The 21154-nt window shown below is 54.1% G+C and carries 25 protein-coding genes; 15 read left to right on the plus strand and 10 right to left on the minus strand.

Annotation, left to right across the window (positions count from 1 at the left end; all coding sequences use genetic code 11):
* Positions 1 to 221 precede the first annotated feature (221 nt).
* The 3 genes from A0127_RS01380 to A0127_RS01390 are packed head-to-tail and all read right to left on the minus strand — an operon-like array spanning position 222 to position 2369.
* Positions 222 to 1013: an SDR family oxidoreductase gene (locus A0127_RS01380; RefSeq protein ID WP_062386982.1), complete on the minus strand. Its 792-nt coding sequence runs from the start codon at positions 1011 to 1013 to the stop codon at positions 222 to 224.
* Between the two features lie 40 nt (positions 1014 to 1053).
* A complete protein-coding gene (locus A0127_RS01385) occupies positions 1054 to 1869 on the minus strand; it encodes an MBL fold metallo-hydrolase (protein ID WP_082781370.1) in 816 nt (271 codons plus the stop codon).
* Positions 1869 to 2369, minus strand: a complete 501-nt coding sequence (locus A0127_RS01390) for a NifB/NifX family molybdenum-iron cluster-binding protein (protein WP_062386985.1) — start codon at positions 2367 to 2369, stop codon at positions 1869 to 1871. The genes A0127_RS01385 and A0127_RS01390 overlap by 1 nt, the downstream gene beginning before the upstream one ends.
* 124 nt (positions 2370 to 2493) lie before the next feature.
* Here A0127_RS01390 and sufC point away from each other — a divergent pair, with 124 nt between their 5' ends.
* The 6 genes from sufC (at position 2494) to A0127_RS01420 (ending at position 8052) form a co-directional block, all read left to right on the plus strand.
* Entirely contained in the window at positions 2494 to 3234 is a 741-nt protein-coding gene (gene sufC, locus A0127_RS01395; protein ID WP_062386988.1) for a Fe-S cluster assembly ATPase SufC, read from the plus strand.
* Positions 3231 to 4571: an SUF-like minimal system protein SmsB gene (sufB, locus tag A0127_RS01400; protein WP_062386991.1), complete on the plus strand. Its 1341-nt coding sequence runs from the start codon at positions 3231 to 3233 to the stop codon at positions 4569 to 4571. Before sufC ends, sufB begins: the two co-directional genes overlap by 4 nt.
* 20 nt (positions 4572 to 4591) lie before the next feature.
* Positions 4592 to 5194 carry a class I SAM-dependent methyltransferase gene (locus A0127_RS01405; protein ID WP_062386994.1) on the plus strand — a complete coding sequence of 201 codons (603 nt, stop codon included), beginning with the start codon at positions 4592 to 4594 and terminating at the stop codon, positions 5192 to 5194.
* Between the two features lie 73 nt (positions 5195 to 5267).
* Positions 5268 to 6422 carry an outer membrane protein assembly factor BamB family protein gene (locus A0127_RS01410; RefSeq protein WP_062386999.1) on the plus strand — a complete coding sequence of 385 codons (1155 nt, stop codon included), beginning with the start codon at positions 5268 to 5270 and terminating at the stop codon, positions 6420 to 6422.
* Positions 6401 to 7345 carry an ABC transporter ATP-binding protein gene (locus tag A0127_RS01415; protein ID WP_062387003.1) on the plus strand — a complete coding sequence of 315 codons (945 nt, stop codon included), beginning with the start codon at positions 6401 to 6403 and terminating at the stop codon, positions 7343 to 7345. Before A0127_RS01410 ends, A0127_RS01415 begins: the two co-directional genes overlap by 22 nt.
* Positions 7333 to 8052, plus strand: a complete 720-nt coding sequence (locus tag A0127_RS01420) for an ABC transporter permease (RefSeq protein ID WP_062387006.1) — start codon at positions 7333 to 7335, stop codon at positions 8050 to 8052. The genes A0127_RS01415 and A0127_RS01420 overlap by 13 nt, the downstream gene beginning before the upstream one ends.
* Positions 8053 to 8080: 28 nt before the next feature.
* On the opposite strand, the gene A0127_RS01425 is transcribed toward A0127_RS01420, so the two are convergent.
* Both A0127_RS01425 and A0127_RS01430 read right to left on the minus strand, forming a co-directional pair.
* On the minus strand, positions 8081 to 8326 hold the full coding sequence (locus A0127_RS01425; RefSeq protein ID WP_062387009.1) for a hypothetical protein: 246 nt from the start codon (positions 8324 to 8326) through the stop codon (positions 8081 to 8083).
* 35 nt (positions 8327 to 8361) lie between these two features.
* The gene (locus tag A0127_RS01430; RefSeq protein ID WP_062387013.1) at positions 8362 to 8967 is read right to left on the minus strand and encodes a NifB/NifX family molybdenum-iron cluster-binding protein; all 606 of its coding nucleotides are present in this window, start codon (positions 8965 to 8967) and stop codon (positions 8362 to 8364) included.
* Between the two features lie 95 nt (positions 8968 to 9062).
* Between A0127_RS01430 and A0127_RS01435 the strand changes: the two genes are divergently transcribed.
* The 3 genes from A0127_RS01435 to A0127_RS01445 are packed head-to-tail and all read left to right on the plus strand — an operon-like array spanning position 9063 to position 10403.
* Positions 9063 to 9482, plus strand: a complete 420-nt coding sequence (locus A0127_RS01435; RefSeq protein WP_231855814.1) for a NifB/NifX family molybdenum-iron cluster-binding protein — start codon at positions 9063 to 9065, stop codon at positions 9480 to 9482.
* A gap of 2 nt (positions 9483 to 9484) precedes the next feature.
* A complete protein-coding gene (locus A0127_RS01440; RefSeq protein WP_062387020.1) occupies positions 9485 to 9916 on the plus strand; it encodes a methyltransferase family protein in 432 nt (143 codons plus the stop codon).
* Positions 9864 to 10403: a DUF2250 domain-containing protein gene (locus tag A0127_RS01445; RefSeq protein ID WP_054841056.1), complete on the plus strand. Its 540-nt coding sequence runs from the start codon at positions 9864 to 9866 to the stop codon at positions 10401 to 10403. The genes A0127_RS01440 and A0127_RS01445 overlap by 53 nt, the downstream gene beginning before the upstream one ends.
* Here A0127_RS01445 and A0127_RS01450 read toward each other — a convergent pair.
* The 3 genes from A0127_RS01450 to A0127_RS01460 form a co-directional block, all read right to left on the minus strand.
* Complete coding sequence (locus A0127_RS01450) at positions 10390 to 10959, minus strand: MBL fold metallo-hydrolase (RefSeq protein ID WP_331710460.1); 570 nt, start codon at positions 10957 to 10959, stop codon at positions 10390 to 10392. The two genes, A0127_RS01445 and A0127_RS01450, sit on opposite strands and share 14 nt — an antisense overlap.
* 90 nt (positions 10960 to 11049) lie before the next feature.
* Positions 11050 to 11784, minus strand: coding sequence for a Rossmann-like domain-containing protein (locus A0127_RS01455; protein WP_062390807.1), 735 nt, complete (start codon positions 11782 to 11784; stop codon positions 11050 to 11052).
* A 5-nt stretch (positions 11785 to 11789) separates the two neighbouring features.
* Positions 11790 to 12419 carry a class I SAM-dependent methyltransferase gene (locus tag A0127_RS01460; protein ID WP_062387024.1) on the minus strand — a complete coding sequence of 210 codons (630 nt, stop codon included), beginning with the start codon at positions 12417 to 12419 and terminating at the stop codon, positions 11790 to 11792.
* 94 nt (positions 12420 to 12513) lie between these two features.
* Between A0127_RS01460 and A0127_RS01465 the strand changes: the two genes are divergently transcribed.
* The 3 genes from A0127_RS01465 (at position 12514) to A0127_RS01475 (ending at position 15313) form a co-directional block, all read left to right on the plus strand.
* The gene (locus A0127_RS01465) at positions 12514 to 13461 is read left to right on the plus strand and encodes a radical SAM protein (RefSeq protein ID WP_062387027.1); all 948 of its coding nucleotides are present in this window, start codon (positions 12514 to 12516) and stop codon (positions 13459 to 13461) included.
* 89 nt (positions 13462 to 13550) lie between these two features.
* A complete protein-coding gene (locus A0127_RS01470) occupies positions 13551 to 14423 on the plus strand; it encodes a P-loop NTPase (RefSeq protein WP_062387030.1) in 873 nt (290 codons plus the stop codon).
* On the plus strand, positions 14423 to 15313 hold the full coding sequence (locus A0127_RS01475) for a nucleotide-binding protein (protein ID WP_062387033.1): 891 nt from the start codon (positions 14423 to 14425) through the stop codon (positions 15311 to 15313). Before A0127_RS01470 ends, A0127_RS01475 begins: the two co-directional genes overlap by 1 nt.
* Positions 15314 to 15345: 32 nt before the next feature.
* Here the strand turns inward: A0127_RS01475 and A0127_RS01480 are convergent, their stop codons facing one another.
* Entirely contained in the window at positions 15346 to 15639 is a 294-nt protein-coding gene (locus A0127_RS01480) for a MazG nucleotide pyrophosphohydrolase domain-containing protein (RefSeq protein ID WP_062387037.1), read from the minus strand.
* A gap of 132 nt (positions 15640 to 15771) precedes the next feature.
* Here A0127_RS01480 and A0127_RS01485 point away from each other — a divergent pair, with 132 nt between their 5' ends.
* The gene (locus A0127_RS01485) at positions 15772 to 17193 is read left to right on the plus strand and encodes a TldD/PmbA family protein (RefSeq protein WP_062387040.1); all 1422 of its coding nucleotides are present in this window, start codon (positions 15772 to 15774) and stop codon (positions 17191 to 17193) included.
* 10 nt (positions 17194 to 17203) lie between these two features.
* A complete protein-coding gene (locus tag A0127_RS01490) occupies positions 17204 to 18526 on the plus strand; it encodes a TldD/PmbA family protein (protein WP_062387043.1) in 1323 nt (440 codons plus the stop codon).
* Between the two features lie 11 nt (positions 18527 to 18537).
* Here A0127_RS01490 and A0127_RS01495 read toward each other — a convergent pair whose 3' ends face one another.
* Positions 18538 to 19740, minus strand: a complete 1203-nt coding sequence (locus A0127_RS01495; protein WP_062387046.1) for an MFS transporter — start codon at positions 19738 to 19740, stop codon at positions 18538 to 18540.
* A gap of 132 nt (positions 19741 to 19872) precedes the next feature.
* On the opposite strand from A0127_RS01495, the gene A0127_RS01500 reads away from it, so the two are divergent.
* On the plus strand, positions 19873 to 21153 hold the full coding sequence (locus tag A0127_RS01500) for an MFS transporter (protein ID WP_062387051.1): 1281 nt from the start codon (positions 19873 to 19875) through the stop codon (positions 21151 to 21153).
* Position 21154: the final 1 nt, after the last annotated feature.

Here is a 21154-nt window from a genome sequence, read left to right on the forward strand (position 1 = left end):
TTTACACTCTGAAGGTATTTTAGGGTTTCGAATTTGGTAAGGTTAATCCTTCTGCTGCTCAATAAGAACCCCTCATAAGATCTTGAATCCTCCCTTCAGCCAGTAAAATGATAAAGTGGTGCTGCACTCTGGTACTCGGTCTGCGTAAAGGAGTGCACGTTCGCGAAGGGGGGATACGAAAGATAAAGAGAGCATCTGAAAAAGGTAGCAAGAAAACAAGCTCAGAACACCGAGTTGAGCCTTCCGCCGTCAACGGGAATCATTGAACCGTTTATGTAGCTCCCGAGGTCGCTCGCGAGGAATGCCACGAGGTAGCCTATCTCTTCTGGTTCTCCTAGCCTTCCGAGCGGTATCGGCTTCGCGTACTCCTGGAGCGCCTCCTCAACGGTCTTGCCTTCCCTCTGGGCCCTGTCCTTTGCGAGCTGTATCATACGGTCCGTCCGGATTATGCCGGGCATTATGCCGTTGACTGTTATTCCCTTCGGCCCGAGCTCTTTCGCGAGCGTTCTCACCAGGCCTGCCATTGAGATTCTGACCACGTTGCTTAGGGCGATGTTCGGTATCGGCTCCTTTATTGCCACGCTTGTGGAGTAGACTACCCTCCCGAAGCCCTTCCGCTCCATAGCCGGAACGAGTGCCCTCGTGAGATAGACCGCCGGATAGAGGAGAAGCTTAACAGCCCCTTCCCAGTCCTCCATGTCCATCTCCATGAAGTAGCCGGGCTTTGGCCCGCCGGTGGAGAAGAAAAAGATGTCTGGATCACCGATGTCCCCGAGCTCCCTCACGGTTCTCTCAAGATCCTCTCTCTTGGTGAGGTCTGCCACAATGTAGCTCACCTCAACGTCGCTCTCGGCTTTTATTTTCTCCTTTGCCCTCTTCAGGTTCTCCTCGCTCCGCGAGAGGAGTATTACATCTGCCCCTGCCTTCGCCAGAACCCTCGCAACGCCGAAGCCTATGCCCTTACTTGAGGCTGTCGTGAAGGCCAGCTTTCCAGAGAGGTCTATACCAAGCACCTGCATCACCAGGAATATTAACTCTATTAAGGTAAAAAAGCTATACCTTAATCTCCTTCCCAACAAAGAGAGGCTCCGCAAGCTCAAAGTGTCCCTTGAGGTAGGCGTACTCATATATTCCCGTGCAGTGACCCGCGTATAGGCACTCCACGCCGAGCTCTTTAAGCCCATCAACGGCATCTTTGAGAAGGTGCTCAGGCGCTCCCCTCAGGTGAAAGCCGCCGATCAGAGCCTTTATCGGCTTTCCCGTAATCTCTATAGCATGCCGGGCTATGTTGAGTATCCCGCTGTGTCCGCAGCCCGTTATAACTGCCAAACTATCTCCAAGGTCGAGTATAAGTGCGATATCATCTTTAACGGGGTCTTTGACTTCTTTTCCGTCTTCAACAAGGTATCCAACGGCCCTGTCCCAGGTTCTCCTCTCTATCTCCCCGGAGGAGATAAAGCCCGGAAGGAACTCGAAGGGCTTTTCACTTAGGTGAAATACTGCCCCGAGGCTTTCAAGTTCTTCCTTCCTGAAGGGAATCCCTATCTCCCTCCGTCTCGGCTTTAGGGCTATTCTCCTCGCGAAGATTCCTGGATGAGCATAGACATCAAGCGGCTCGCTCCTAGCCTTGAGTAGCTCGGCCATTCCCCCGGTGTGGTCGTAGTGGCCGTGGGTTATGAAGAGGGCATCTATCGAGTCCGGATCGACACCGAGCTGGTCCATGTTGTTGAGAAGCACCCTCCCGTCCGTGCCAGCATCTACGAGAACCCTCTGGCCGTTGTGCTCTATGAGGGCAGAAAAGCCATGATAGCCGATCAGACCCTTCCTCCAGCCGGCGTGGTTTTCAAAAAGGATGGTAATGGCGGCCATCACCAACCGCCCCATCCATCTCCTCTGCCACCACCCATGCCGCGACCTCTTCCCATACCACCGCCTCTGCCACGGCCCATTCCTCTACCCATGCCGCGACCGTATCCGCCGCCCATACCGCGTCCCATGCCTGGCCCCATTCCACCCTCTGGTCCGAAGACCGCGGTGGTCAGTTCTCCCCTGAGAAAAGCCTCAACGGCTTCCCTGACGGTCATGGTGGCCGGGGCTGAGACCATCTTTATGCCGGCGGCCTGGAGAACTCCAGAGGAGTTGGGGCCAAACTGGCTGGATATGACAACGTCGGCGCCCTGGTCTATGACGAACTGCGCCGCCGTAACTCCTGCTCCCCTCGGCTGTGAGTAGCCCGGATTAGGAACTACCTGAACGTTCACTATCTCCCCGTTCTCAACGTCCACGATCGTGAACGTTGGAGTTCTTCCAAAGGCAGGGTTTACTCTGTCATCGAGACCCCCAGTAATGGTTGAAACGATTATTCTCATGTTCTTCACCCCCATCAGATTTAGGATAGCCTAAGTTAAAAGTCTTGTGCATATGCTCATTACACATGTATGTTCCAAAATGCTTAAAAAACGTCCCATCAACGTTACCCACGGAGGTGAGCTAATGCTCAAAGTTGAGAACCTTCACGTCTCAGTTGAGAACAAAGAGATTCTAAGGGGCATAGATCTTGAAGTTAACCCGGGTGAGTTTCATGTAATCATGGGGCCAAACGGCTCAGGAAAGTCAACGCTTGCACTGACCGTTGCCGGTCATCCAAAGTACAGGGTTACAGGTGGAAAGATCATCTTTGAGGGCAAGGACATCACCGAACTCGGCCCGGACGAGAGGGCAAAGAAGGGAATCCTGCTCGCTTTCCAGGTTCCGCCGGAGGTTGAGGGAGTTAAGATCATCGAGTTCCTTCAGCAGGTGCTCGTGGAGCTGAAGGGAATGGATTCAGCTGAGGCCTACGACCTTGTAGTTGAGAAAGCCAAGGAGCTGTGGTTCAAGGAAGAGGACCTGCACCGCTACGTGAACGTTGGCTTCTCCGGCGGTGAGAGGAAGAGGCTTGAGCTCCTCCAGGCGCTCCTCATCGAGCCGAAGCTTCTCATACTCGACGAACCAGACAGCGGCGTTGATGTGGACTCCCTCAGCATAATCAGCAGGAAGATAGAGGAACTCCACCAGCGCGGGACGGCGATACTCCTCATCACCCACTACGGCAGAATCCTCGGCCACCTCGACAGGGAGAAGCTTAGGGTTCACGTCATGAAGGACGGCAGGATCGTCAGGACCGGCTCCGGAGAGCTCGCCGACCAAATCGACCGCGAGGGCTTCGCCAAGATATTCGAGGAGGTGGGAGCATGACTGAAACTATAACAATGGCCGATGCAAAGGCCATCATCGAGAACCAGATCGAGGAGCTCGCGAGGAGGAACAAAGAGCCAGAGTGGATGACAAAGATAAGGTATAAGGGACTTGAGACCTTTGAAAAAGCCCCTCACAGGGACCCCATCATAAGTGAGGAGGAACTGCTCCAGTTCATTGCCAAACCCGAGGTTGAGGGCATCCCCGAAAAGATAGAGAGTCTCGACGACCTCCCGCCAGAGATGAAGGCTTTGCTCGACAGGCTCGGAATAGACGAGGTTGAGCAGAAATATCTAGCAGGTTTAGCTGTTCAAACAGACACTGGAGTTATCTACAACCAGTTCCTTAAGGAGTGGGAGAAGAAAGGCCTCATAGTTCTCCCGACGGAAGAGGCGGTTAGAAAGTATCCAGATATCGTTAAACAGCACTTCCTCAAACTTTTCCGTGCCGACGAGAGCAAGCTAGCAGCTTACCACACTGCAATATGGAACGGCGGAATCTTCCTTTATATAAAGGAGGGCCTAAAGGTTCCGTTCCCACTGCATCTGTTCTTCCTCATCCAAGAGAGTGCGCTGGCACAGGCACCACATATAATCATCATCGCCGAGAAGAACACCGAGTTCCACCTGATCGAGGGCTGTACCTCACCTGTTCTTACTAGGCATTCCCTTCACCTTGATATGACCGAGGCATACTTCCACGAGGGGGCAAAGGGACAGCTCACTGTCCTCCAGAACTGGCCGGAGTACGTCCACACTAGACCGATGACGAGGGCGAAAATCGGTAAGAACGCTCGCTTCATCAACACAACGGTGACCCTCGGCTCCGGAAAGAGCAACATAGGCGACCCGCACTACTGGGTCGAGGAGGGTGGCCACGTCGAGCTGAACGGCATAATCCTCGGCCAGAAGGACTTCTACGTTGACCTCGGCGGCAGGATGTTCCTCCAGGGGCCAGGGGCGAGCGGGATCAACGCTAGCAAGAGCGTCATAATGGACGAGAGCAAGGTCATAACGAGGGGAGTCATAGAGGCTGACGCTCCGAAGACGAAGGGCCACATAAGCTGTGACGCCCTTCTCATGAGCGACAAGGCCGTCATGGAGACCTATCCGGGGCTTGTAAGCAGGGTAGACGATGCGGAGCTCAGTCACGAAGCGGCCATAGGCAAGATAAGGGAGGAAGAGCTGTTCTACCTCATGTCAAGAGGGCTGGACGAGGAGAAGGCCACTCAGCTCATAGTCAAGGGCTTCCTCGACCCGATGCTCAAGGACATCCCGATGGAGTTCCTCGTCGAGATAAGGAAGATAATCGAGCTTGCCGTAAGCGGGGGCATGTGAGCCCCCTTCCGGTGTCTTTTATGTACCGCGGGAAGTACAACAGGATAGCGGGCTTTTACGAGCTTCTGGAGAGGCCATTGGACAGGTTCTTCAATCCACTCAGGGGGAGAGCGGTTTCTCTCGCCAGGGGGAGAACGCTTGAAATCGGAGTTGGCACAGGGAAGACGCTCAGGTACTATCCTCCGGATATTGAGCTTTACGCCGTTGACGGCTCGGAGAAGATGCTTGAAATTGCCAAAAAGCGTGCAAAAGAACTCGGAATAGACGTGAAGTTCAGGGTTGCGGAGGCAGAGAGTTTGCCCTTTCCTAACGACTACTTTGACACGGTGATCTCATCATTCGTCTTCTGTACCGTCCCGAATCCCAAAAGGGCAATGGGGGAAATAAAGCGCGTCCTCAAGCCCGGCGGAAGGGCAATTTTCCTCGAGCACACTAGGAGCAAGAGCAGGCTTGTGGATTACCTCTTTCTCCTTCCCATGAAGCTCATCTTGAAACCACTCCTTGACGACGACCCACTGAGAGAAACCCACGAGCTTGTGAGGGAGTACTTCGAGGTGGAAAAAGAAGAAAGACACTACAGCGGCGTGGTCAGGCTCATAGTAGCGAAGAACGATAAGGACTAAGCCCGGGCTGGAGTTCGGATTCCATGCGGAAGGTTTATTTTCTGAGTTCTGAAATCCGAAGCTGGTGTGAATGATGAAGTTGAGATTCCCAGTAGTCCTTATGTTAATGCTAACGCTCATGCTCCCGCTAACACTTGCTGAACCCGTCCAAATATGGAACTACTCGGATCAGTGCGCGGCGTTCTCGGTTTCCTTCAACTCAGATGGCTACGTTGGCATCGCCTTTGGCTACGATGCCGAGCTTCTTTCCCCCGAGGGGAAGCTTCTCATGAAGGCACCCACCAGGGGCATAGCATATTCCTCCGCCCTCTCCGACAACAACGTCCTCCTGATAGGCACGGAGGGAAGCTGGGTTCAGGCGTTTTCGGAGCCCAAAAAGTTGCTCTGGGAGAGAAAGCTCCGGGAAGCCGTTGTGAGCGTCTCAATCTCCCCTGATGGGGGTACGGCGGCGGCTGGAGACGCCGCTGGCTACATCTACCTCTTCCGGAATGGTGAGCTGGAGTGGGAAAAGAGCATTGGTAAATACATCTGGAGCGTTGTACTTTCGGGGGATAAAATTCTAGCCGGTAGCGACACTGGCATTCACATCCTAAAGCTCGACGGGAGCCTGGTTTGGGAGAAGACCTTTGATGGGGCAGTGCGAAAGGTTGCCGTCCTCAAAAACGGCATAGCAGTTCTTGTAGTCCCGCAGGACGAGAGCTGGAGCGAGTTGATTTTCCTCTCGAATGGTGGCTCAGTTCTGTGGAAGAAGCACTTTAACGGCTACATCCGGTCAATTTCCACCGACGGGGAACACATAGCGGCCGCAGGAATGACAGGGAATGTGACGCTCCTTGATTCTGCTGGAAAGCTGGTCTATTCAACACCCCTCCTGAGCTATGCCAACGACGTTGCAACGTTTAAAGGCTACACTGTGGTGGCCTACGGAAAGAACGCCGAGCTTATAGCCCCAAACGGGACAGTTGAGTGGTTCGAGAGCTTCAACGGGACTGTTTACCACGTCGGCTTTTCACCCACAGGCTACTTTGTCATTGACTACGGTTCCCACGAGATAGACAACTGCTACAGCGTCATAGTGGCTTACTCCATCACTCCAGCTGAGAACCAGATCAAAACATCAGAAAGTGAAAGCTACACAAACCCTGGCTACAACCCACTCGTCGCGGGCGGAATTCTGGTCGGAATAGCTCTCCTTGGGGTGCTGATATGGCTGCGGAGGAAGCAATAATAGCGAAAAACCTCGTGAAGAGGTACGGCGACTTCGAGGCCGTTAAGGGGATAAGCTTCACGGTTAAGCGCGGGGAGGCCTTTGCACTTCTCGGCCCGAATGGGGCCGGAAAGACAACGACCGTGAGGATGCTCACGACGCTCACCAAAATAACATCAGGAGAGGCCTACGTGAACGGCTACGACGTGAAGAGGGAAGGTCTAATGGTAAGGCGCTCGATAGGTCTCGTTCCCGACATATCCAACCTTTACGAGGAGCTGACTGTAGAGGAGAACCTGAAGTTCACCGCAGACCTCTACGACGCTCCAAAGGAGAACGTGGCCAGACTCATTAGGGAGTTCAACCTCCCGGCCAAGAAAAAGTTCGGAAAGCTCAGCTCGGGCTTCAGGAGGAGGGTAACGATAGCGGCAGCGCTGGTTCACGAGCCGGAAATACTCTTTTTAGACGAGCCGACAAATGGACTCGATGTTCACTCCGCCAAGGCCCTAAGGGCGCTCATAAGGGAGCTGAACAAGAGGGGCATGACAATCTTCCTCACAACTCACAACATGATTGAAGCCGAGACGATACCTCAGAGGGTCGCGATAATGAAGGAGGGCAGGATAATAGCGGAGGGAAAGAGGACGGAGCTCCCAAAACTAATCGGAAAGGGAACGAGGGTCAGGCTTCAGGTCGAGCCGCTCTCCAACAAACTCCTCGATGCCCTCTCAGATTATGGCCCAACCTTCGATGAGGGGGACCTTATCCTTACCGTTCAGGACGTTGATGGTTTTATCGGAGAGCTGTGCAGACTCAAAAACCAGCTCGGCTTCAGGATCCTGAAAGTCTCGACGGAGGCACCGAGCGTCGAGGATGTCTTCATCGAGCTGACGGTGGAGGGCTTCGAGGGGAAGGCCTGCGGCTGTGGGGGGTGTCCCCTTTGAAGGTTCTCACGATAGCTAGGAAGGAACTCAAGGAGTACGTTCTAAAGCCGGGCTCAATAAGCTGGGGAGTGGTGTTTCCGATCGTCTTTACCTTAGCCTTCATCGTCCGTTTCGGCGACATAGACCACCTCGCCCCAGGTCTCGTCTCGATCTCGATAGTCTTCGGCACGACCTCATTCGTTGCCTCATCCATAATCTTCGAGAGGAGGCTCAGAACGTTTGAACGTCTCCTCGTTGCCCCGGTGAGCTACATCGAGATAATCCTTGCCAAGCTCTTAGTTGGCTCCCTCTTCGGCCTCTTTGTCGCGCTCGTCAGTCTCGCCCTAGTGTCCCACTTCATGGTTTATCCAGTCTGGAACGTGCCGATGGTTGTTGGCTACGCCTTCCTCGGCGGGCTTGCCTTTTCCGGATTAGCTCTCTACATATCACTCGTCGTCGAGAATCCGATAAGCGCTATGACCTGGCTGAATCTCCTTAGGCTTCCTATGATGTTCACAAGCGGTGCTATAGCTTCCCTCCTCCTCTTCCCGCGCTGGTTTTTGATAGCAGGCTACCTGACACCGATGACTTATCTCGTAGAAGGGCTCCGCTTCTCGATGCTGAAATACACAGAGGTCGCCCACCCGGTTTATTCGGCGCTGATTCTGGTCTTTCTTACAATGCTGTTCACGTACCTCTCAATAGAGCGGCTCAAAAACCTGTACTGAACGGCCTGAAAAAACATGGAAAAGAGAGCTAAGGCCAGAACCAGCGCCCTCTCCTCGGGCTTATGAAGCCCCAGAGGATGTAGAGCACCACAAGTGCTACAACGTAGGTTGCAGCCACCAGGAACAGCTTGAAGAGCAGGTAGAGGATCAGGAGCAGGAATATCAGGTCTATGATCCAGTAGAGGCCAAAGCGACCGAAGAAGCCTCCGTAATAGGGAGGATACGGGCCAAAGCGACCGCCACGTCCTATACCTCTTCCGTAACCGCGCGGCATTTTGGGCACCTCAAAAATCTAAAAAGGGAAAGACATCACCACCAGCCGTAATACCAGCGGAGGGACCTCCTGCTGGGCTGGCCAGTCCACGGGCAGTAGCCGAGCCTCGCTCCCCAGCCTCTTCCTCTGCCCCATCCTCTGCCAAAGCCACGTCCTCTTCCCCAGCCGCGGCCCCAGCCTCTACCCCAACCTGGGCCAAAGCCGTAGGCTGGATAGGCTGGACCGTACGCTGGTGGCACGGGTGTTGCCGGAGTTGCAGGGGCCGCTGGAGCGACGGGGGCCTGCGGAGCGGGTGCGGTGAACTGGGCTGCCCTCCCACTCACGACGATCTTTATAGCCTCCTCCACTGGCGTCCCTGGGGCGACCTGGTAGAGCTTAATGCCGGCCGCCTGTATAGCCCCGAGGGCGTTCGGACCGACCTGGGGAGCTATTATGGCCTCAACGCCCTCGTTGATGAGGGTCTGGACGGCCATTGGACCAGCTCCTCCGCCAGCCATGGCAGCACTGTTCTGAATGACCTTCTCGCTGACGATGTTGCCGTTTTCGTCAACGTCAGCTATGTAAAAGGCAGGTGCCCTTGCGAAGACTGGAGCGACGTTATCTTCCCTACCTCCACCGTTAGTTGGAACCGCAATCCTCATGTTCATCACCTCCGTTATTTTGTGCATATGCACAGCATTTAAAGTTTTCGGTATGCCTAACTCTTATAAAGCCGATACCGAAGAGAATTCAGGTGATGCTCATGGAGAAAAGATGCCTCAAGGTCGCGTTTGGAATGGAGGATGACGAACACCTTATAGATGCTCACTACGGGGACTCAGAGTTCTTCGCGATCTACGAAATCTGCGAGGACGGAGACTACAAACTTCTCGAGAAGAGACACAATAAGGCCAAGGATTTCGAGGAAGATGATGATGGGCACGGCGATCCGAGGAAGTTTAAGGCAGTTGTGGGCCAGCTCCTCGACGTTGATGTCCTCGCCGCCTTCAGGATGGGGCCAAACTTTCTCAGGATCCGCGACAAGACCAACAAAGTGGCCTTCTTCACGAGGACAAGGGACTTAAAGCTTGCCCTTCAGAGGGTCGTGGAGAATTTCGACGACCTCTGGGAGCAGGTGCAGAAAAAGAAGGCCGAAAAACCGCCGATAGAGGAGTGAACATGAAGTTCTGGGGCATCTTTCCGAAGGTTGCTCTCATTTCTTCAATCTATGCAATCCTGGCGTTTTACCTTAACGAGAGGCTTGAGGTTGGTCTTTTCGCTTTTCCAACTCTTGGACTTGTAATGATTGCTCTTGGCCTCGCCCTCTGGTTTCTCTGCTACCTTCAGGTCTCAAAGGCCTACTCGGAGGGGAAGCTGTTCACAAAGGGGTGCTACTCAAAGATCAGGCATCCAATATACTCCATCTGGGGATTTCTCATCGTTCCAGGCTTCTCCCTGCTCTTCGGCGGCTTCATGCTTCTCCTTCCTCTCGTTTACTGGGCGGGTGTGCTCGGGTTCATAGGCGAGGAGGAGAAAGCCCTTGAGGAGAGGTTCGGCGATGAGTGGAGGGAATACTCTGAGAGAGCGCCCAGGTTCATACCGAGGCCTTGAGCTCCTCCCCGTCCACCTCTACGTCCTCTCCCACCTTAAAAAAGCCGGAGTAGATTACGCCAAGATGATGGCGAAGATAAGCGAGCTACCCCTTTCTCTAATCGAAGATGCCGTAAGAGACCTGATGGAAGCCGGATTAATTGAGAGGGACTCAGGTAGCGCGATAAAGAGGAGCAAGGCGAGGTTCAAGAAGGCCTTTGAGGTTCATAAGCACCATACATACTACCGCCTCTCAAGGGAGGGCGAGCTCTTCGTGAGGAGAATTGACGAGAAGTGGCTGAAGGAGTACTTTAATTCGCTCTTTCCCAACGGATGGAAAGTTATAAAAGGGCTCTCAAGGAGCGGAAAGTTTGAAGACCTACCACAGGAGTTCCAGAGAGAAGAAATTCAAGAGGAACTGCTAGTTTACCGCTTTATAACACCCTCCGGAAGGGCAACGCGGTTCTTTAGCTTCCTCGTCGAATTCCTTGGAATTAAAACTCGATGATGCTCCCAGTTTTCACAGAGACGAACTTCTCGGGATAAGTCTTCCTCATATAGGCCTTGGCAAAATCTCCAGAGCAGTGGGCAGGCGCTATGAACTCTGTCATTCCGGCCAACCTGTTAAGGGTTTTCTGAGAAGGCCCGTGGAAGCCCCCGATAACAAGGTATGCCTTATCGTAGCCTGAAACGTTGAGGATAGCCTTCGTGAGCCTGTCAACACCGGGATGGGAACAGCCGACGATGACGACCAATCCCGAGGGTGTTTCCATTCCAAGGGCCTGCTCAAAGTCCTCTAAAGGCCCTGAAGTCCAGGCTCCATCGGTGATTTCTCCAGCTTTAAAAACCTCCATCAGGTCGAAGCCCCACCTGAGGGCCATAGCCCCGTTCCCTGGCGGAGTATAAAGCCTCAGCCCTGGATTCAGTTCGGCCACATAGGGAAGACCGCCATAGTGGTCGTAGTGCCAGTGGCTCAGGAAGGCGAAGTCGAGATCCCTAAGTGAGACTCCAAGGGCCTTTGAGTTGTGGGCTAAAACGAGCGGGTTCGTGTCGGCGTCGAAGATAAAGCGGTTTTTACCCTCAACGAGTGCGCTCCAGCCCCCAGTCGTTTAGCAGCCCTTTCGCCGGGACATTATCGTTCAAAACCACCAGCCTCATACTCTCACCACATACTTCCTGTTCCCCCTCTCAAACCCCTTGAAAGAGCCGAGCTTGAGGCCGAGAACTGCCTTTTTGAGGTCTATCACCTTCATCGCCGCGAGGTGAGTTATTCCTGTCCCTTTAACGAGCTCAGGGTGTATCTGGGCAGTCGGCCCGGTCAGGACTACTATCCTAGCATTTTTCGCCCTATCGAGGATCATCTCAATGGTACCGTTCACAAGTGCCGAACCACTGACGAGGACAGCCTCAGCTTCCGGAAGGAGAACGTACTCCAGAGCATCGCTGAGTGTCTCTCGATCCCAGAGCTTCGGGTTCCGCTCAAAGACGAGGGTTTTGACTCCTTTCTCGCGGAGAGCCCTGACCACCGGCGGCATGTTGCCGATCACAGCAACCATATCAAAGCCTTCAACAAGCTCAACGACGTCAATATCAGGGAGGTCTGAGACATCAAGGTGGTACTGGGAGACCGCGTTTACCGTAGCTATCCCGAGGGTTCGCTCGATGACGTTCAGGCTGTCGGTCTTTTCAATGAAAGCCTCAATGGAAGGCTCACTTATGGAGTTGGTGTAGCGCTGGACTTCCTCTGGAAGGGTCATCGCAACACCTAAGGCCTTTCCATCGGGCCCCTCAACTAAAACCCATGTGTAGGGCAAAGCAAAGCCGAAATCAACTAACTCAAGTCCGTTTGCAAGCCTCAAGGTCTTTTTCTTAATCTCCGAGAGCAGCATAGCCATCACTTCACCGCCTTTATCACAACGAAACTACCCTCACCGTACCCGGGCTTTACCGGCTCGACGGACTTAATCTCGTCAAGCCTGTGAAAGAGGGTCTGCACTATCTCAAACTCCCTGAAGCCGACCTTCTTGAGAAGCTCTAGGAGCTCCTCAGTCGAGAAGAACCTCGCCTCTTTGTAAAAAATGCTCTCGTTTTTGTGCTCCTCGTAGAACCTTCCTATTGTGCTGTTCCTGTCAACGAAGCCGATTATCAACGCTCCACCCGGCTTCAGGACGCGGTAGGCTTCCCTCAGGGCTTTCTCAGGGTCATCGACGAAGCAGATCGTTGTGACCATAAGGAGGTAGTCCATGCTGTTGTCCTCGAAAGGAAGGTTTTCGGCCGTTCCCTCGATGACCTCTATGCCCCTCTTCCTCGCTATCTCTGCCATCGCTTTTGAAGGTTCGACGCCGAGCTTTATGCCGAGAGGAGCCGCGAACCTCCCTGTTCCTACGCCTATCTCAGTTCCTCTCCCTTCCTTCGGCAGGAGCCTTTTGAAGGCCTCGAGCTCGGAGAGGTAAGCGTAGCGGTTCCTCTCAAACCAGTTCTCGTACCTGTCGCGGTGCTTCTCGAAGGGCTCGATCTTCGGCATAGACCATCCCGCCCCTTGTTCGTGCTTCCCGTTTATTGCTTTTGTTCCTCACAAGGTTTATACGCATTTAGGACAACCTAACTCCGGTGGTGGTATGATAGCCTTCGGACCCGTCCCATCAAGGAGGCTTGGAAGGAGCCTTGGGGTAAACAACATCCCCGACAAGGTATGCACCTACGCCTGCGTTTACTGTCAGATAGGGAAAACTCTCAGAATGGAAATCGAGAGGAGGCCCTTCTACGAGCCGGAGCTGATATTCAGAGAGGTTGAGAAGAAGGTTAGGGACGCCAGAGAGAGGAACGAGCGGATAGACTACATTACTTTCGTCCCCGATGGAGAACCGACCCTCGACATAAACCTCGGGAAGGAGATAGACCTTCTCCGCGAACTCGGGATAAAGCTCGCCGCGCTCACAAACTCCTCACTCATCTGGAGAGATGACGTAAGGGAAGACCTTCTGAAGCTCGACTTTGTCTCGCTGAAGGTCGACGCCGTAAGCGAGCCAATCTGGAGAAAAGTCGATAGGCCACACAAGAGCCTGAGCCTTGAGAAGATCCTCAACGGCATGCTGGAGTTCAGGAGAGAGTTCAGAGGAAAGGTTGTCACCGAGACGATGCTGATAGATGGGATAGACTACGGGGACGAGTTCGAGAAGATAGCAGAGTTCCTGAAAGAGCTGAAACCCGACAAAGCCTACATAGCTATCCCAACGAGGCCGCCGGCAGAGTCTTGGGTTAAACCTGCGAAGGAGGAGGTCATCAACCACGCCTATCAGGTCTTCACGGAGGCCCTCGGGGAAGAGCGCGTGGAATACCTGATCGGCTACGAGGAGAACGCCTTCGCCTTCACTGGGAACGTTGAGGAGGATCTGTTGAGCATTACGGCAGTTCATCCCATGAGGGAAGACGCCGTCAGAGAGCTTTTGAGGAAGGCAAACGCTGACTGGGGCGTCGTTGAGAAGCTCCTGAAAGAGGGAAAGCTGATAGAGCTCGAGTACAACGGGAAGAAGTTCTACATGAGGAAGCTGAAGAGCAGGGAGTGATCTTTTTCTTGTCAATCTTTTCCAATTTTCTCTGCATATGCACAAAGCTTATAACCAATTCGGCTTCCCTAATTTCCGGAGGTGAGAGCTTGCAGATAGCGGTGAGCGGTGGAAAGGGTGGAACCGGAAAATCGACCGTGGCCACTAACCTCGCGGTGGCGCTCAGGAAGATTGGGGTCAAGCTTACTCTGGCGGATCTCGACGTCGAGGCGCCGAACGACCACATACTTCTGGGAGTTGAGCTTGCAAACGAAGAACCTGTGAACCAGTTCATGCCGCGCTTCGACTACTCGAAGTGCACCAAGTGCAGGAAGTGCGCAGAGGTATGTGAGGAGCACGCGATAGTGACGCTGAAGGACGGGACACCCTTCCTCATGCCGACCCTCTGTTCCGGCTGCAGGGCCTGTGAGATAGTCTGTCCCGTCCCAGGGGCCATTCAAGAGGCATTCAGAGTTATAGGCCACACGTACGTTACTCCAACTCCCTACGGCTTCACGCTCGTCACAGGGAAGCTTAGGGAGGGAGAAGAGAGGTCAATGCCGCTCGTCGTCGCGGCTAAGAGAAGGGCCGAAGAGGTCAGGGAAGGTCTCCTCATGGTGGACACGGCCGCTGGAACTGGAAACACAGTCTCAAAAGCAGTTGAAGGCTCGAAGCTCCTCATAGCGGTAACAGAACCAACGCCCCTAGGAATACATGACACGGAGCTTATCTTACAGCTCGGGAAGCTGATGAAGATCCCGACTTGGGTTGTGGTGAACAGGTCTGACCTCGGAGACGTTGGTAAGGTCAGGGAGCTGGCGGAGAAGTATGGCGCCGAGATCGTGGCCGAGATCCCATACAGCGAGAACATAGTCAAGACCTACGTTGAAGGGAAGCCGATAGTCCTTACCGATTATCCGGAGGCGGAGATATTCACCGGCCTCGCCGAAAGGGTCGCTGAGTTCCTCGGAGGTGGTGAGTGATGCAGATAGCGATAGCGAGCGGTAAGGGCGGCGTTGGGAAGAGCACGATAACGGCCTCGCTCCTCTACCTGCTGAAGGACGAGTACTCGTTTGTGGCGGTTGATGCCGACGCAGAGGCCCCGAACCTCGGTCTTCTCCTCGGAGTAACGGAGTGGGAAGAGGAACGGGAGCACATAGGCGCTAAGGTGGCAAGGATAAACACCGAGAGCTGCGTAAGGTGTGGAATCTGCTACGAGCGCTGTCCCTACGGGTGCATCTACATAGATGAGGAAGGCAACTACGTCGTGAACGAGCTCACCTGTGAGGGCTGCAACGTCTGTGGGCTAGTCTGTCCGGTGACCGGAACAATAACCCTAGAAGAAGTCCGCTCCGGTGTCATCAGGAAGGCGACAACCAAGTACGGCTTCCCGCTCATCTCGGCCCAGCTCGACGTCGGAAGGCCTGAGAGCGGAAAGCTCGTCACGGAGGAGAAAGAGTGGGCCGCGAAGCTGATGAAGGAGCTCAACCTCGAGCACATGATAGTTGATTCGGCCGCTGGAATAGGCTGTCAGGTGATAGCGAGCCTCGGTGGGGCAGACGTTGCCATACTCATAGCAGAGCCTACCCCGGCTTCGCTCAGCGACGTTCAGAGAGCTTACAAGGTCGTCCAGCACTTCAGGGAGCCGGCCTACCTCATCATCAACAAGGCAGACATCAACCCCGGCTTTACTGGCCTTGAGGAGTGGGCTGAGAAAGAGGGCATCCCGATACTGGGGAGGATTCCCTACGACAGAGCCGTTCCAGAGAGCATGAGTATGCTTAAGCCCGTAGTCGAGGCCTTCCCAGAGGCCAAGGCCTCAAAGGCCATAGTTGAGATTGCCGAGGTTATAAAGAGGGAAATCCTCGGCTGAATACTTCCGCTTCCCTCTTTTTACCCGGTAGTTCAGAACTTCTCCCCGCATTCGCATGGGTTCTTGCCACAGTACGGACAGACTCCAGGATATTTCTTCTTCGCGGCCTCTTCGAGATCTATCCCAAGCAGGTTGGCGAGGCTGGCGAGCCAGGCGAGAACGTCTGCAAACTCCTCTTCCATGGCTTCTTTGTCACGTTTCCTTATCGCCTCGCTAAGCTCACCTACCTCCTCAACGAACCAGAGGAAAGTCCTCTCAACGCCTCTCTTCGAGTCCTTGTGAAAGTAAATATCGCGTATCATCCCCTGGAACTCGCGTATCTCCACCTTCACCACCTGACGGCATCTCATCAGCGGCCTTAAAAACCAAACGGGTGCAACATTTCGACACAAATCGAAGCGGAAAGATTTTTATACTTCAGAGGGCACTATTCTATGCAGTAAACCGGGGTGATGTGCATGCATGAACTTGTAGAGTTCGCCGTTGAAAAGGCCCTCGAACTGGGGGCGGACTACGCCGAAGCGCGTTTTGAAGAAAAGAATGGTACTGAGCTAGTAATGAAGAACGGTAACGCGGAGAGCCTCGGGATTCTCGCGGACAGGGGCATAGGGATAAGGGTTCTCGTTGACGGCGGCATGGGCTTTGCATCAACCAACGTCCTGACGAAGGAGAGCGTTGCAGAGGCCGTGAAAAAGGCCGTGAAGCTGGCAAAAGCCGCCTCGAAGGTGAGGAACGAACCTATACGCTTCTCCGAGGAGGACTTCCACGAGGTCTATTATGAAGTCAAGATGAGGAAGGACTTCCGGGACATACCGCCGGAGGAGAAGCTTGAACTCCTCAAGAAGGTCGAGGAGGAGGTAAAGGGAACGGGTGTGAACGTGCCGATGCGCTACCTCATGTACTCCGACTGGATGTGGCACAAGATAATAGCCCACAGCGACGGTGGTTTCGTTGAGAGCTACATCCCGAGAGTTTCCCTTACCTACAACCTCGTGGTCTTTGAGAACGGCCAGATGGAGCAGGCGCCCTTCGTTCAGAGGGCTTTCTCCGGCGGTCTTGAGCTCTTAGAGAAGGACGAGCCCTGGAAGTGGGCCGTTAAGGACGTAATGGCCCTTAAGAGGCTCATTTACGAGGGGCAGAAGCCGCCCGAAGGGAAGGTTGACCTCGTGATAAGTCCTGAGGTGGCTGGCATAGCAGTCCACGAGAGCGTTGGACATCCGTATGAGGCCGACAGGATTTTCGGAAGGGAAGCGGCGCAGGCGGGAGAGAGCTTTGTAAAGCCAGACATGCTCGGGAAGAGAATCGGTAGCGACGTCGTTACCGTCATCGAAGATCCAACTATCCCGAACAGCTGGGGCTTCTACCTCTACGACGACGAGGGCGTTAAGGCCCGTCCGAGGTACCTCATAAGAAACGGAATCATAAACGAGTTCCTGACCAACAGGGAGTATGCCTACAAGCTCGGCCAGCGCTCAAACGCGTCAGCCAGGGCCATCAACTACAACCGCGAGCCGATAGTGAGGATGGCGAACACCTATTTAGCTCCGGGCGACCACTCCTTCGAGGAGCTAATCGAGGACATCAAGCTCGGCGTCTACATGGTGAGCTTCAACGAGTGGAACATAGACGATAGAAGATACCAGCAGAGGTACATCGGAAGGGAGGCCTACCTCATCGAGAACGGCGAGATAAAGCACCCGGTCAGGAGGCCCATCCTTGAGATAACGACGAGGGCACTGTGGAGCAGCGTTGATGCCGTAGGAAAGGAAGTTGAGTTTTATCCAGGAACCTGCGGCAAGGGCGAGCCTGGACAGGGTGTCCCCGTCTGGATGGGCGGAGCGCACGCGAGACTGCGCGATATTCCGCTTAGGAGGCCGTGAGGTGGTGAAGATGTTCGACGTTAACGAGTTCATCCTTAAGAAGGCGAAGGAGCTCGGCTTCGGCGACGTCGTTGTCCTGAGCTACGAGACCAACAGGAGACAGGTCCGCTTTGCCAACAATGAGATAACCATCGCAAAGAACTGGCACGAGAGGAAGGTCGAGCTCTTCGTGGAGAAGGAGAAGAGGGTAGCGAGCACCACCATAACCGAGCTGAGCGAGGAGAATATAGAGCGCACACTAAAAACGCTCCTCTCGAACATGAAGGGCATGGCCCCCAAGGAGGACTACTACGGCATAGCCGAGGGGCCCTTCGAGTACAAGGATATCCCGGAGACGTTCGATAAGGCCATAGTCGAGCTCGACGAGCCTAACGAGTACGTCGAGAGGGCAATAAACGCGGCCCTTGAGGAAGGGGCGAAGAGAGTTGCTGGAGTCCTCTACACAGACCACAACAAGCTCTACCTGACCACGAGCAACGGGGTGGAAGCTTTCGACGAGGGAACGGGAATAGAGATAAGCGTCAGGGCCTTCATAGGCGACCTCGAGAGCGGCCACGGGACGAACTCCGTGAGGGTGCTCAAGAAGTTCGACCCCGAGAGCGCCGGAAGGAAGGCGGGAGAGATAGCAAGGTTGGCAAGAAACCCGGAGCAGGGGCCGGAAGGGAAGTTCGACGTCATATTCGACCCGTTAGCGTTTGCCAACCTGCTCAGCTACATGAGCTTCATGACCTCCGCCTATGCCGCCGAGGCCGGCTTTTCCTTCCTCGTGAACAAGCTTGGGCAGAAGGTCGCCAACAAGATAGTGACCCTTAAGGACATCGGGAACCTGCCCAACGGCTACGGAACTAGGAAGTTCGACGACGAAGGTGTACCAACGAGAGAAACGACCATAATCGAGAACGGGACCTTCAGGACGTTCCTCCTCAACACGAGCCTCGCCAGAAAGTACGGAACCGAAACAACCGCCAACGCCGGTCTGGTGATGCCGCACGCCTGGAACATCGTTCTCGAGCCGGGGGACTACTCAAAAGAGGAGCTCTTCAGCGAAGTGAAGAAGGGCATCTACATAACCAACGTCTGGTACACGCGCTTCCAGAACTACGTTGCTGGCGACTTCTCAACGATCCCGAGGGATGGCATCTTCCTCGTTGAGAACGGTGAGCTGAAGCCCATAAGGAACATCCGCGTAAGCGACAACCTGCAGAGGATCCTCGAAAACATTATAGCCCTCGGAAAAGAGCTCTACCACATCCACTGGTGGGAGGTACGCACGCCGGTCTCAACTCCCTACGTTCTCGTTAAGGACGTCGGCATAACGAGGGCGACGAAGTGAGGCTTTTCCTTTTATTCTTTCTCACCTTCCCCCATCACCAGGTATTTTCCCAAAGGGCCGAGCTGAGCCAGCTTAAAAGACGCTCCAAATGCCAGGAAAAGAAGGGCGAACATGAGGCGGGCCTTCCTCAGCCCCATATGCTGAACGACAAATCCATAAACAGCATAGAAGAGCGCCGAAACAATTGCCAGCACCATGTTTCTGAGGGATAATATCGTGGCTCTCTTTTCGCTTGGAATCCTGCGCTGGAACTCGACAGAGAAGTTGAATGTGAAAGCTGACGCAAAAAGGGTTGCCATAATCCCAAGAGCGATTATAAAAACCGCGTTTGGATAGAGCACTGAAAGAAGGGTGGATAGGGGTATCGCAACGGGAGCGGTCTCGTGGAGCAGCCTTCCACTCCTCCCCTTGAGGGCTATGCCTGCGTATCTCGGGGCTGTTCTCGTGAGAACCTCCACAATACCCAGAATTCCGAGAGTGCCCATTATTGTGGTCCCGAGGCTTTTAGCGAGAACTTCACCGAGGTAGGGCTCAAAGAAATTGCGGAACTGAGTGAGTGAGAGGGTAACGGTAAGAAGGTATGTTATCAGCCAGAAAACCTCGGGTTTCAGAAGCTCGCGAAAGGAGTGGATGACGTGGCTCGTGTAGGAGGTTTCGAGCTTTGAAAAGCCCATCTCCGGAATGCTCCAGGTGAGGGGTATCATAGTCAGGTGGAGTATGAGGCTCAGCAGTATCGGGACTTCAAAGCCCCAGAGCTGGGCCATGAACGCACCCGCAATCGTTGTGGAGGAACTAGCAAGAACCGTCGCCTTTTGAATAGAGCGCCATATCTCCTTGAACTCCCCTTCTCTTCCCTCGGATTTGAGGTTGTCAAAGAACCAGGCCTGGAGGCTGCCACTGATGAAGGAAGCCCCAAGAACGCTTATTAGCTCTGACACCAATAACATCCAGAAGTTTCGGAGGAACAGGAGGAGAAGAAGGCTCAGGGGATAAATCGAGAGGCCTATGAGGACGCTGGTCTTTCTGCTTACCCTATCGCCGACGACGCCCGTGGGCACTTCGAAGAGAAAGAAACCAAGGGCAGAAAATGCCGTGGCGAGTCCTATCTCAGAGTAGCTTAGGCCGCGCGAGAGGTAGTAAATCACCGCGATGTTGCCCAGAAATCCGGTATAAGTGAGGACAAAGAGCGCTTTGAACCGCGTTAGCCAGTTCATTGGACCACCGCGGGAGGACAACTCTCCCCAAAGGGATTTAAACGTTGTGGTAGGACGCGAGAGTCTTCTTCGTATGGATGTATAAAAACGCTTAAGACTTTCTCCACATTTACAAAGTATGGGGGTGGGAAAATGGAGATAGTCGAAAACTCCCGTTTGAATAAGTTCCACTACAGGCTTTTAGCGGTCCTCGGAACGGTTTGGGCCTTCATAGCTGTGAACACCATAGCGGCGAGCTTCGTCATAGCCCTTCTCAAGAAGGAGCCCGCCTTTCAGGGGAGTCTGGCAAAGCTGGGCTCCCTTGGTTCGGCGGCGCTCTTCGGCATGCTCTTCGGCGCTTGGCTCTTTGGATACCTCGCCGACAGGATTGGCAGGAAGAAAACGCTAATTTTGGCAGTTTCAACGTTCTCGCTCGCTTCTATAGTCAGCGCCTTTTCAAAGAACCTCGACCAGCTCATTCTCCTCCGATTCATTGTTGGTCTTGGACTCGGCGGCTCCCTCCCCGTTGCGAGCTCCTACTTCGCCGAGTTCATGCCGAAGTCCGTGAGGGGCGCCATGATTTCCATCCTCGAGAGCTTCTGGGCGATAGGCACGATAATAATCGGCGTCGTTGCCCTTCTCGTCAAAGCGGACTGGAGGAGCATACTGCTCTTCGGGGGTTCCGTGGTTGTAATACTCCCCATTCTGGCCACCCTTCCTGAGTCCCCGCGCTTTCTCCTGATAACCGGAAGGGTGAAGGAAGCTGAAGAGATAGTCAGGAGGGTGTTTGGAGCTTCGGTCGGGCTTGAAGTCCCAAAAGCCGCTGGAAGAGCCAGCGTTGCTGACCTCTGGAGAAAATACGGCAGGACGACACTCATGCTAACCATTGCCTGGTTCAGCATTGCCTTCGCCTACTACGGCTTCTTCATCTGGCTTCCGAAGTTCCTCTCGGCAACCCTGGGGATAACGGTCTTCAAGAGCTTCCAGTACTTCATAATAACGGCCATCGCCCAGCTTCCTGGCTACTGGAGCGCGGCTTATCTGCTTGAAAGGATTGGCAGGAAGAAGACGCTCTCCTACTATCTCTTACTTTCAGGATTAGCCGGAATAGGGTTCTACTTCGCGACAAATTCGGGAAGCGAGACCTACATAATGGCGAGCGCAATAGCCTTCAGCTTCTTCAACCTCGGAGCCTGGGGAGCGATCTACGCATACACCCCCGAGCTCTACCCAACAGAGGTCAGAGGGACTGGAACGGGCTGGGCAGGGGCAATGGCCAGAATAGGTGGCGGAACGGCTCCGATACTGGCGGGAAAAATAATGGAAGTGAGCGGTGCCGCTCTCACGGTGCTGGTCATTGCAGTAGTCGCCATTATCGGAGCGCTGGACGTCTTGATCCTGGGAAGGGAAACGAAGGGAACGGAGCTTTCCTGAC

Origin of the sequence: Thermococcus peptonophilus (genome assembly GCF_001592435.1) — an archaeon.
GTDB lineage: Archaea > Methanobacteriota_B > Thermococci > Thermococcales > Thermococcaceae > Thermococcus > Thermococcus peptonophilus.